The sequence below is a fragment of the Acidiferrobacter sp. SPIII_3 genome, assembly GCF_003184265.1.
GTDB lineage: Bacteria > Pseudomonadota > Gammaproteobacteria > Acidiferrobacterales > Acidiferrobacteraceae > Acidiferrobacter.
This window is the reverse complement of the sequence record NZ_CP027663.1, coordinates 3,111,820-3,122,620: the sequence shown is the minus strand read 5'-3', so window position 1 is coordinate 3,122,620 and position 10,801 is coordinate 3,111,820. Positions and strand designations below refer to the sequence as shown.

Here is a 10,801-nt window from a genome sequence, read left to right as displayed (position 1 = left end):
CCGGCTCCTAGCGTCTGCTAACGTCTAATGGATGCGGCGACGGTGTGCGGCCTTACGAGGGGGTTTGCGATCTATGAATCTTTACATCGGGAATTTGTCCCGGACGGTCACCGAGGCCGATCTCGAGCTCATATTCGAGGGCCTCGGGCATATCGTATTCGTGCGCCTGGCGCCCCCCGGCGGGGACCGCGAGGCCCGCGGGTATGCCTTTGTCGCGGTCGCTGACGAAGGTCAGGCCCGACTCGCGGTCAATGCCATGAACGGCAAGTACCTAAAGGGCCTACGCCTGATTGTGCGCCCGGTGCTCGACCACGCGCGGCAGGCGCGGGCCCTGCGCGCCCACAAGGCGCCCCGCGGATCCCTGGAGGCCGGTGCGCGCTTGCGCGTGCTGAAGGGCGGGCAGACGCTCGACTAGGTCTTTGCGGCTGCGCAGTTCGCGGTCACGGAACGGCGCCGGGAGCCTCCCGTACCAGCGCACCGCCCGAAAGAAGGCCGGAAGTTCGCCGTCCTCCAGGGCCAGCAGCCGGCGGAATGCCGGCACCAGGCTCTCGTAGCTCATGTAGGCGCCCAGCAGGGCATTGTTGAAGCGTTCGTGAAAGAAGGCGCGGTAGCCGTGACTGCCATGCCAGCGGCGCACGAGCGCGAGGAAGCCCGCGTGCAGCGCACGGTAGGCGGCGCGCTTGGCCTTCAGTTTCTGCGCCGGGCTCAAGGCCGGATCGCGGTAGATCCGCTTAAGGCGCGCGCGGCAAGCGCTCATGAGCGCGAGCACGGCCTCATGGCGGCCACGCCGCCGCCGATAGAGCGCGCGTTCGGCCAAAGTCCCCTCGGAGTCCAGGAAACGGTGGACCCCGACCGCGGCCACGGCATCGGCGAACGATTCATCAAAAGTGGTGGCGTTCGGTACATAGATGAGGTCGTGCGCCAGTTCGTGGAAGACGATGTGCGCGATGGTCGTCCGCGGGTACCCGAGAAAGGTGCTCAAAACCGGGTCGTGCAGGTAACCGAGCGTGGCAAAGGCCGGCACGCCCCCCACGAAGACGTCATACCCTTTGCGCGCCAGGGCGTGTGCGTAGCGCTGGGCCGCGGCTTGCGAGAAATAGCCGCGATAGGCCACGCAGCCCGCGAACGGGAAGCACCAGCGTTTCAGTGCCAGGCTAAGACGGGGGGCGGCGAAGACGTTCCACACCACATAGGGGCGATGGAGGTCGGCGTAGTCGCGATAATTGCCGTGGAGCGCGAGCCCCAGGCGCGTGCGCGCGAATCGCCGCACCTTCAAAACGTAGCGCAGCCGTTCCTTGACCGCCGGTGGAGCGCCCGGATCGGCGAGCACCCGAGCGATGGGGCGTTCGGCGCGCATGATGCCGACCTCGCCCTCCACGGCCTGCGTGTAATAGGGGAGCGCGCACCCGGATAAGGCCCCCGCGACAAGCACGGCGAGCGCGAAGTCGATACAATGGCGGCCTTGGCCGACATGCTCGCGGGACATATGGAGACCTATCTGGTAGGCGGTGCGGTGCGCGACGATCTCCTGGGGAGACCGGTCATCGATCGCGATTATGTCGTGGTCGGCAGCACGCCGCAAGAGATGGAGGCGCGCGGCTTCCGGCGCGTGGGCATGGACTTTCCGGTGTTCCTTCATCCCGAGACCCACTGCGAGTATGCGCTCGCGCGCACCGAGCGCAAGACCGCCCCCGGCTACCGCGGCTTCGCGGTGCATGCCGATCCCACGGTGACCCTCGAGGAGGACTTGAGGCGCCGCGATCTCACCATCAACGCCATGGCGCGCGCCGAGGACGGGGCGTTGATCGATCCCTACGGGGGCCATGCCGACCTGCGCGCCGGGGTCTTGCGTCATGTCAGTCCGGCGTTTGCCGAAGACCCGGTGCGCATCCTGCGGGTGGCGCGCTTCGCGGCGCGCTTCGGTTTCACCGTGGCCGCCGAGACCATGACGCTCATGCGCGCCATGGTCGCATCCGGCGAGGCATCCGCCTTGGTGCCGGAGCGCGTATTCACCGAGCTCGACCGCGCCTTGGGGGAGCCGCACCCCTGGCTCTTTGTCGAGGTGCTGCGCGCCTGCGGGGCACTGGCGGTGCAGTTTCCGGAGATCGACCGCCTGTTCGGTATCCCGCAGCCGCCCGCCCACCACCCCGAGGGGGACACCGGCGCGCATGTCCTGCTGGCGCTCCGGCAGGCCGTGCGCCTGGGGCTCACGCCGCGCGCGCGGTTCGCGGTGCTCTTGCATGACCTCGGCAAGGGGCTTACCCCCCGCGCCGAATGGCCCTCGCACAAGGGTCATGAGGCGCGCGGCCTGGGCCTCGTAGACGAGGTGTGCGCGCGCCTCAAGGCCCCGGCGGAGCATCGCGCGCTGGCGCGCGCCGTGGCCGGCTACCACCTTCAGGTCCATACCGCCATGCGCCTGCGGCCGGTGACCGTCCTGCGCCTCATCGAGGCCGTCGACGGATTCCGGAGGCCGGGGCGTTTCCTGGAGTTCCTCGGGGCCTGCGAGGCCGATGCCCGTGGCCGCTCGGGTCTCGAGGATTGCCCCTATCCGCAGGCCCAATGGCTGCGCGCGGCGCGGGATGCGGCGGCCGCGGTATCGGGCCGCGACTGGGCGGCCCTGGGCCTTGCCGGGGACCAGATACGGGACCGCATCCGCGCATCGCGCATAGACCTCATCGCCGCCCTGAAGACGGACTAGTACCCTTGCGCCCCGGTCGCGTGTCTTGCCCCGCCACCGGCATCGCAGTGGCCCTTGCGAGACGAGCATGGGGACGGTTTCGTGTCGCGAAACCGAGGCGCCGGCGGGGGCGGGCTCCCGCGCCGGGCGGTGGCATTCATCGCCTGGGGATGTATCATGAGCCCCTAATGGACGAGGGATGTGAATGCGTGGCTTGATCGATCGATTGCGGGGCGTGGAGCGCGATATCGTGCAGGCCCCGGAGGCCGGAAACGGCCCCTACTATGAGCCTCAGGGCAGCGAGATCGCGATATTCGAGGCCGCCTGGCGGCGGCGCCTGCCGGTCATGCTGAAGGGTCCGACCGGCTGCGGCAAGACCCGCTTCCTGGAGCATATGACCCACCGCCTCGGTCGCCCGCTGGTCTCGGTGTCGTGCCACGAGGATCTGACGAGCGCCGACCTCGTCGGCCGTTTCCTGCTCGACGGCGAATCGACGGTCTGGCAGGACGGCCCGCTCACCCGCGCCGTCAAGGCCGGCGCCGTCTGTTATCTCGATGAGATCGTCGAGGCGCGCACCGACTCCACGGTCATCATCCATCCCCTGACCGATCACAGGCGACGCCTGCCGCTCGAAAAACGCGGGCTGGAGATCGAGGCGCATGAGGACTTCCTGCTGGTCATCTCCTATAACCCCGGGTATCAGACGGTGCTGAAGGATCTGAAGCCCTCCACCAAGCAACGCTTCGTGGCCATCGATTTCCGCTACCCGAGCGCCGAGGTCGAGGCGCGCATCCTGCAAAACGAGGTCGAGGGGCTGGATGCCGAACTGGCGACGCGGCTCGTGGCGATCGCGCACAAGGCCCGGGCGCTCAAGGATCATGGACTCGATGAGGCCAGTTCGACACGCTCGCTGGTCTACGCCGCCTCCTTGATCACCGCCGGCCTGCCGCCCCTGGAGGCCGGCGAGGCGGCGCTCATCAACCCGCTGACGGACGATGTCGAGCTTGCCATGGCCCTGCGCGAGATTGTCAAGGCGCATCTCGCGGCGGCATGATCGACGACCCCGAGGCGCGGCTTGCGCTGGTCGTGAGCGAGCTCAAGGAATTGAGCTTCGTGGCCCATCGCGACCTGACCGCCGCGCTCCCCGCCATCGAGGCCTGCGGGGCACAGACCGCGGCGCGCTGGGCGCAGACCGGCCGCGACCTCTTTCTGCATGATCGTGACGGCGGCAAGGCCTTCCTGCGCGCAAGCCCGGGACTTGCGCGGGATGTGGGCGCGGTCGATGTCTGGACGGAACAGGCGCGCGGCTTTCTTGCGTTTCGCGGATCCTGGAAGGCGCTGACCGCCTATCTCGCGGGCTTCCCGGAGGCGGTTTTGGTGCTAGGGCTGGACGATGCGCGCCGCTGGGGGGATGTGGGTCTCGAGTGGGCGCGCCGCCATCCCGAAAGCGGCGCGGTGTTCTTCGAGACACCGGTGGCCGATCTCGCCGCCGGGCGCGGTTTCGCCGGCGCCTGGGAGGTCCTCAGTGCGCTCACCGATCTCGCCCACGAACGCAATCTACCCGCAAGCCTGGCGTTGCCGGGGGCGATCAAGGTGCGCGCGCTCCTGGGGACGCAGGCGCTCATGGCGTGGTTGACACGCGGGGCCGACGTCCTGAAGGCCGGACGCCTGCGCGGCGAGGCGTTTTTCCGCCTGGAGGGGCCAGACAGCGATGAGGCCCTGATGGCCGTGCTTCCGGGATTCCGCACCGCGGAGCATGAGCGCTTCCTGGCACTCGTCGCGCGCGCCGCGTTTGGCGTGACCCCGGCGCTCGCGCCCGCGGGTCTTATGGTCGGGGCCCCGGCCTTCGTCGAGACCGATGGCCGCGTGCTGTTCGTGCCGCCGGCGTTCCCGAGCCGCGAACAGGCGCTCGCCGCGCTCTTGCACCATGCCGGCCACTTGCACTTCGGGACCTATGAGCAAGGGGCCATCGAGCGGTTGTTCGCCATGGCCGGAATGACCCATCCGCCGCTCGATGCCGATCAGCGTGTCACCTGGCGGCCGTTGTTTGCGCTCTTCGGCGCGGATCTCGTGCGTTTTCAGGTCCTGTTCGATCTGTGCGAGGACTTCCGCATCGACGCGCGCGTCCAGGCGCTGATGCCCAACCATGTCCCGCGGCTTTGTAATCTGGCCACCACCCGACCCGAGGGTCCGGCGGGTGCCTACTTCGATCTCGCATGTCAGGGCCTGCGGGTGCTCGCCGGGCAGGTGCGCCCCTCCGGCCCGTGGGCGAGGCTTCTGGCACCCGATGCCGACCTCACCACCTCCTGGGTGGAGGCGCGCGCGCTGTATGAGGAGTCCGCGCTCCCCGGCTTGAGTCTCGCCTGCCGTGACGCCGCCTACCTCCCCGGGCGATCGCCCAATCACGCGCGCCCCGTCTACCCCCGCGCGACAGTGCGCGAAGAAGCGCTGGAGCCCGATGCCGATCTCGGCTCTACACCCACCACCGACCCGGCCGCGGCGCGTCCGGCGCCGGTCAGTGCCGGTCATGACCCGGACATGGAGCTCCCCCCCGAGGATACGAGCGGTTCGGGCGGTCGGGTCGGTGTCGGCAAGCCCCAGCCGGCCGCCGCAAGCGCGCGCCGCCGCCGACTCCGGCCGCCCGGAGAGGGTCTCCCCTACCCGGAATGGGACTATCGCGACAACACCTATCGGCGCGACTGGACACGCGTACTGGAGCGCGACCTGGTCGAACGGGATCTCGCCTGCGCGCACGCGCTTTTGGCCCGCCATGCCCCGGTTCTGCAACGGCTCAAGCGTGCCATCCAGGCCGAGAAGCCGCGTCGCGTCGCGCCGCAACGACGCCAAAACGAGGGCGAGGAGCTCGATCTCGATGCCGCCGTGGAGTATGTCGCCGACCGGCGCACCGGGGCCCGGCCGGCGCCGCGCATCTATCGCCGGCGCCGTCACCTGTTGCGCGACACCGGGGTGCTGCTGCTCGCCGACCTCTCGACCTCGATCATGCAGCAGGCCGCCGATGGCGAAGGCCGGGTGGTGGACCGCATGAAGGCCGCGCTCCTGCTGTTTGCGCGCGCCCTGGAGGAGGTCGGCGACAGCTATGCCATCGCCGGGTTTGCCTCCAAGTATCGCGATGCCGTGAGCTACTATCCGATCAAGGACTTCGCGCGGCGTTTGACGCCCGAGACCGAGGCCATGCTCGGGGGGCTCTCCGGGCGCCTCGCCACGCGCATGGGGGCCGCCGTCCGCCACGCCTGCGCGCGGTTCGGCGAATCCCCGGCGGCGCGCCGCCTGCTGCTCATCCTCTCGGACGGTCGCCCCGCCGATTATGATGACGGCGGCGACGAACGCTACCTCCATGAGGACACGCGCATGGCCGTGAAGGAGGCGGCGGACCAGGGCATACACGCGTTTTGCATCACGCTCGATGCCTCCGGCTCGGCCTATCTGGAACGTATCTTCGGGCGCGGCCATTTTCTGGTGATCGATCGACTGGACGACCTGCCACGGCGTCTGCCCCAGGTTTATCTCAGGCTGCGCCGGGGCACGTGACGGGCCGGCCCGCGACTTGGCCTAGAGGGCCAGCGCGCGGCTGCGGTCGAGCAGGCGGAAGCCCTGGAGCGGGGCGTCAAGGCCGCGGCTAAAAGCGATGACCTTGAAGAGCTCCCCCATCTCGTGCGGGAGCGTGAGGCGCTTGATCGCCTGGCGCGCGCGCAGGGCCGCGCGTTCATCGGCGGGCATGTCATCACCGATACCGAGCGCGAGCAGGAAGGCGCCCTGGCTCGTATAGCCGGCGAGCCCGAGCCCGAGCGCGCGCGCGGCGCGCGCGGCGGCCGTGAAGTCGACATGGACGGTGATGTCCTGAAGACCCGGCAGGATCAAGGGATCGGGGTGCGCGTGCTGGCGAAAGTGACACATGAGCGTCCCCTGGCGGCGTTGCGGATGGTAAAATTCGGCGCGCGGGAAGCCATAGTCGATGAGCAGGATCACGCCGTGCGCGAGATGCCCGGAGGCCTGCTTCAGGAAGGCGTCGACACCCGGCAGGACCTCGGATTCGTAGCCGTCGGCGAGCGCCAGGTCGGCGAGCGCGGTCGTCATGTCCCGATCCGCCGGACCCTCGCTCACGCCCAATGTCCCGGTGCCGTCGCGTACCACGAACAGCGGGTGGGCGCGACCTTCGCGCATGCGAAATCGCTGGGCCGGGAGCGCGTCCAGGAGTTCGTTGGCGACGATGATCACGGCCTCGTCATCCGGCCAGTCGGCGACCACCGACACCCGTTCGGCCCACTGCGGGATCTCGCAGGCCACGCGTGACCGCGCCTCGTCGCGTCGCTTCGCGCTTCGCTCTATCATCCAGTAGCGGTCCGGGAGCCGGCCGGCGCGCCCCAGGGCCTTCAGGGTATCCACCGCCAGCTGGCCGTTTCCCGAGCCCACTTCCATGATGGAGCCTTTGCGATCGGCGAGTATCGGCGCCCACTGGCGGGCGAGGGCCTCTGCCAGGTGCGCGGATAGGAGCGGGGCGGTCACATAATCCCCGTGCGCCCCGAAGACCGTGCGTGCGGCATAATAGCCGTATTCATGGTCATAGAGCGCCCATCCCATATAATCGATGAACGCAAGCGGACCGCGCGCGAGGAGTGCGTCGAGGGCCTCCTCATGGCGCGCGAGCGCGGCGTGCTCGGCGGGGGCGAGTGTTGCCCAAGGGGGGAGGGCGGGGTCTGGCATCGTTAGGGAGGTCTGAACATGATGAGGGGGCATTGTGGCACAGGAGGAGGGATCGATGCAGGGGTCGTGTGAGCCCGTGGTCCTGGTGACCGGCGGCGCGCGCCGTTTGGGGGGCGCCATCGTTCGTCATCTGCACGCGCGCGGCCTGTCCGTCGTCGTGCACTATCGGTCGTCGGCGGACGAGGCGCGGCGCCTGAAGGCGGAGCTCGAGGCGTTGCGGCCCGGTACGGTGGCCCTGGTGGCCGCCGACATCCTGGCGCCGGATGCCCCGCGGGCATTGGTCGCGGCCGCGCTCGAGCGCTTCGGGCGGCTCGACCTGCTCGTAAACAATGCCTCGACGTTCTACGAGACGCCCCTCGATACCGCAAGCTACGCGCACTGGGACGATCTCATGGGCACGAATCTGCGCGCCCCCTTCTTTCTTTGCCAATCCGCCGCGCCCCATCTCGCTGCGCGCGCAGGCGCCATCGTCAATATGATCGACATCCATGCCCACCGGCCGCTCCAGGATTTTCCGATCTACAGTGTCGCCAAGGCGGGTCTCGCCATGCTCACGCAGTCCCTGGCGCGGGAATTGGCGCCGCGCGTGCGCGTGAACGGCGTGGCGCCGGGCGCCATCCTCTGGCCGGAGGTCGGCGCCGACGAGGCGGAGCGCGCGCGGGTACTGGCGCGGATCCCGCTGCATCGCACCGGCGTGCCCGAGGATATCGCGCGCGCGGTGGCGTTTTTGCTGCTCGACGCCCCTTATGTCACAGGCCAGATCCTGGCGGTCGACGGCGGGCGGTCGACGATGCTCTAAGACGCGCCTCAACCGAAGTGGTAGGTGGCGCCCAGGAGCACGGAGTTGATGTCGAGATCATGGCCGTTGACGGCCATGGCGCGGTAGATGCGATATTCGAGGCGTAGGCCGACATGAGGTCTCAGGCGATAGGAGACGCCGAGGCCATAAAACCCTTGGTGCAGCTCCTCGAGTATGTCGTTTTGCGCCGAACGGCCCGTAACCCGATGCTCACCGCCACCGCTCGTGCCGATCGTCGACCAGTCCACGAAGCCCAGACGCCCGTAGACCAGCAATTCTAAAAGTAGAAACGATTATCACTTCTTGCCGGCTTACGCTAGGGGCCTTGAAGGCTTTTGGAGTTTTTCGCGCGCGTCGGTTACGAGGGGATAGAGGAAGACGCGCTTGGGACATGCGCCATGGCGTTCATGGTGGCGGTCTTGGCGGCCGCGGCCGGAGGTGAGACCGACGTCGATCCAGTGGGCGGCCCGATAGCAATGTCCGGTAAAGCGGGCGGGATCGACGAGGGTCTCGGCCAACAGGGGCTGGACGCCGTAGGCGGCCGTCCAATCGGTGGTGACCTGTCGCAGGGCAAGCGCCAGCACATGGGAGGCCAGGTTCTTGACGCGCACGTGGGGCAGGACCAGGAAGCGCGAGTTTGACACGGTGTGCTGCAGGCGCGCGGCCCGGGTGGCGTCGTCCCACCCGATCCACCGATCCCGCGCGCTCATGCGCCAGGCGGGCGAGGAGAACTGGAGGCAGCCCAGCACGTTTTCCTGGGCGGCCTTGATCAGGTAGCGCAGATGAGCGCCAAAGGGCACGCGGTGGCCGAGGTAATGATGACGCGCGACCAGGCTTCGCCACTGATCGCGTTGGGCGCATGTCTCCACGCGCTCGAGACGAACGGGCCTGAGCGCTTCGAGCGGAACATCGATGAGGGACGGTTCCGGGTCCCAGGCCATGCGCGTGGACGTAGCGGCGCCTTTGGGGCGGCCCGCCTTGAGTGCCGGCAGGCAGATGCGGCCGTTGTCATGCAACTTCTCGAGTAGCGCCCGGCATTCGATGGATTTCAGTTGGCCCTTGGGGCGGCGCCAATCCAGGAGTTCGCATACCGTCAGCGCAAGCTCATGGCGGCTTAAGCGCCCATAGCGGCGGGCGAGCTCGACGATGAGCGCAAGCTGTGCCTCATCCAGCGGTTGGCCGCAGAAGCGGATATCGTCCATGTTTAACTACTGTCGGGCCCTTCGATTTCGAGGCCCTTGATCATGAAGTCGAGCAGGGCCTCGAAGCTCTCGAAGCACCAGTAGGTCGTAAGCGCCTGGATATCATGGAAGAATTTCGTGCGCGTGCCGAGATGCTCGCGTACCAGCCGGTACTTCTCGCTGACCATGCCCTGGAACGTATGCAGCAGGAAGGCCAGCAGGTTGAAGGTGGCAAAGAGCGAAGCGAGATGCTGTTCGCCGTGGCCGAAATTGTGCTCGAGATGATAGCCCTTGGTCTTCATCACATTGTTGGCACCGTTCTCGATCTTCCATCGCGCCCGTCCCGCTTCGGCGATGCTTGCGACGTTGTCCGAGTCGAGCGCATGGCGGGTGATCCAGGCGTTGTGGTAGGTCTCCTGGCCGGAGGCATCCCTGGTGGTGAGCTCGAGCCAGTTGACCTTGAGGGCGTCGTCGCGATCGCGCAAGGGCACATCGGCGACGAAGCGGTAGGTATCGGTGTATACCGTTCTGCCTTTGCGCCACGTGACCTGATGGGTGGGGACCGCGTTGATGCGCTGGAGGTCGTTGATCCATTCGTAGACAGTGCCGTGGGAACTTGGCTTGCAGACGAAGATGAAGTTTCCCCCCGAGGCCAGGACTTGCTCGCAGAGGGGCTGACGCGCGTAGAGGTCGTCGCCCAGGAAGGTCGCGCCCCGCGCCGCGTAGCGGTTGCCATGGGCGGCAAACCAGCGCTTCGCGGCCATCGTTTCGCAGTCCTGCTTCGCGTGGCCATCCTGGGGCTCGACGAACTCCGGGGGCAGGCAGATGACTTCGTTGGATGCGGGCGTCACCACGACCGGACTGACCATCGTGTGGGAATAGCTCACCGAGCCATCCTTGTGCTCGGTCTTCGTGCACTGATGGCAATGGATGTCGGCGGATTGGTGGTATTGCGTCCCGTCCAAGGCCATGAGCAACGTGTCGGCCTCCGGGGAGGAAGAATCGAGCTTCACGCGAAACGAATCGATATGGCCGCCGGCATCGAGGGCATCGAAGATCTGCTCGAACAGGGGATAGACATGCTGGGGGTCGACCGGATCCAGCAGCTTACGGATGCAGGCATCGGTCGGGATCAACACCATCTCGAAGAGGTTCTGGGCATTGCTCCTCCCCTTGGTCTTCTCCATCGCTCTTTGATGGGCGAGAAACGACGGGCTCTGGGTATAGAATACCGAAAACGCCGCCAATGCGGCGTCTTCCATTGCGTAGACGCCATTCTTCCCCTTGCGCTGATCCGGCAGTCCCTTGAATACCTCCTTGATGGCGGTGATCATGGCGCCAAAGCTCAGGGATTTGAGTGTGAGAAATGGAAACGCCAAGCCGCACTCGCATGAGTTTTTATGACCCAGCGACGTTATACAA

General features: G+C 67.4%; 9 protein-coding genes and 1 pseudogene. 5 read left to right on the top strand and 5 right to left on the bottom strand.

The window, feature by feature from the left end; all coding sequences use genetic code 11:
* Positions 1-31: 31 nt before the first annotated feature.
* Positions 32-229: pseudogene (locus C4901_RS18765) on the top strand (hypothetical protein); the annotation flags it as partial.
* A gap of 51 nt (positions 230-280) precedes the next feature.
* Here C4901_RS18765 and C4901_RS15910 read toward each other — a convergent pair.
* Positions 281-1,486 (bottom strand): aminopeptidase, encoded by a 1,206-nt coding sequence (locus tag C4901_RS15910; RefSeq protein ID WP_110138162.1) that lies wholly within the window; start codon positions 1,484-1,486, stop codon positions 281-283.
* Between C4901_RS15910 and C4901_RS15905 the strand changes: the two genes are divergently transcribed.
* The 3 genes from C4901_RS15905 to C4901_RS15895 all read left to right on the top strand — a co-directional run bounded on the left by C4901_RS15905 (position 1,487) and on the right by C4901_RS15895 (position 6,226).
* The gene (locus C4901_RS15905) at positions 1,487-2,698 is read left to right on the top strand and encodes a multifunctional CCA addition/repair protein (protein ID WP_110138691.1); all 1,212 of its coding nucleotides are present in this window, start codon (positions 1,487-1,489) and stop codon (positions 2,696-2,698) included.
* Between the two features lie 184 nt (positions 2,699-2,882).
* Entirely contained in the window at positions 2,883-3,731 is an 849-nt protein-coding gene (locus tag C4901_RS15900; RefSeq protein WP_110138161.1) for a CbbQ/NirQ/NorQ/GpvN family protein, read from the top strand.
* On the top strand, positions 3,728-6,226 hold the full coding sequence (locus C4901_RS15895) for a nitric oxide reductase activation protein NorD (protein ID WP_110138160.1): 2,499 nt from the start codon (positions 3,728-3,730) through the stop codon (positions 6,224-6,226). The genes C4901_RS15900 and C4901_RS15895 overlap by 4 nt, the downstream gene beginning before the upstream one ends.
* Before the next feature lie 21 nt (positions 6,227-6,247).
* Here the strand turns inward: C4901_RS15895 and C4901_RS15890 are convergent, their stop codons facing one another.
* Complete coding sequence (locus C4901_RS15890; RefSeq protein ID WP_168185779.1) at positions 6,248-7,399, bottom strand: class I SAM-dependent methyltransferase; 1,152 nt, start codon at positions 7,397-7,399, stop codon at positions 6,248-6,250.
* Between the two features lie 55 nt (positions 7,400-7,454).
* Here C4901_RS15890 and C4901_RS15885 point away from each other — a divergent pair, with 55 nt between their 5' ends.
* Positions 7,455-8,198: a pteridine reductase gene (locus C4901_RS15885; RefSeq protein ID WP_110138158.1), complete on the top strand. Its 744-nt coding sequence runs from the start codon at positions 7,455-7,457 to the stop codon at positions 8,196-8,198.
* An 8-nt stretch (positions 8,199-8,206) separates the two neighbouring features.
* On the opposite strand, the gene C4901_RS15880 is transcribed toward C4901_RS15885, so the two are convergent.
* The 3 genes from C4901_RS15880 to C4901_RS15870 are packed head-to-tail and all read right to left on the bottom strand — an operon-like array spanning position 8,207 to position 10,713.
* The gene (locus C4901_RS15880) at positions 8,207-8,473 is read right to left on the bottom strand and encodes an outer membrane beta-barrel protein (RefSeq protein WP_110138157.1); all 267 of its coding nucleotides are present in this window, start codon (positions 8,471-8,473) and stop codon (positions 8,207-8,209) included.
* A gap of 36 nt (positions 8,474-8,509) precedes the next feature.
* Complete coding sequence (locus C4901_RS15875; RefSeq protein ID WP_110135819.1) at positions 8,510-9,400, bottom strand: DUF4338 domain-containing protein; 891 nt, start codon at positions 9,398-9,400, stop codon at positions 8,510-8,512.
* 2 nt (positions 9,401-9,402) lie between these two features.
* Positions 9,403-10,713: an ISNCY family transposase gene (locus C4901_RS15870; protein WP_110138618.1), complete on the bottom strand. Its 1,311-nt coding sequence runs from the start codon at positions 10,711-10,713 to the stop codon at positions 9,403-9,405.
* Positions 10,714-10,801: the final 88 nt, after the last annotated feature.

Excerpts from the sequence above, each read along its gene's own strand:
- C4901_RS15885 (WP_110138158.1), top strand. The coding sequence starts at position 7,455 with ATGCAGGGGTCGTGTGAGCCCGTGGTCCTGGTGACCGGCGGCGCGCGC.
- C4901_RS15895 (WP_110138160.1), top strand. The coding sequence starts at position 3,728 with ATGATCGACGACCCCGAGGCGCGGCTTGCGCTGGTCGTGAGCGAGCTC.
- C4901_RS15870 (WP_110138618.1), bottom strand. The coding sequence starts at position 10,713 with ATGATCACCGCCATCAAGGAGGTATTCAAGGGACTGCCGGATCAGCGC.
- C4901_RS15890 (WP_168185779.1), bottom strand. The coding sequence starts at position 7,399 with ATGCCAGACCCCGCCCTCCCCCCTTGGGCAACACTCGCCCCCGCCGAG.
- C4901_RS15910 (WP_110138162.1), bottom strand. The coding sequence starts at position 1,486 with ATGTCCCGCGAGCATGTCGGCCAAGGCCGCCATTGTATCGACTTCGCG.
- C4901_RS15905 (WP_110138691.1), top strand. The coding sequence starts at position 1,487 with ATGGAGACCTATCTGGTAGGCGGTGCGGTGCGCGACGATCTCCTGGGG.
- C4901_RS15900 (WP_110138161.1), top strand. The coding sequence starts at position 2,883 with ATGCGTGGCTTGATCGATCGATTGCGGGGCGTGGAGCGCGATATCGTG.
- C4901_RS15875 (WP_110135819.1), bottom strand. The coding sequence starts at position 9,400 with ATGGACGATATCCGCTTCTGCGGCCAACCGCTGGATGAGGCACAGCTT.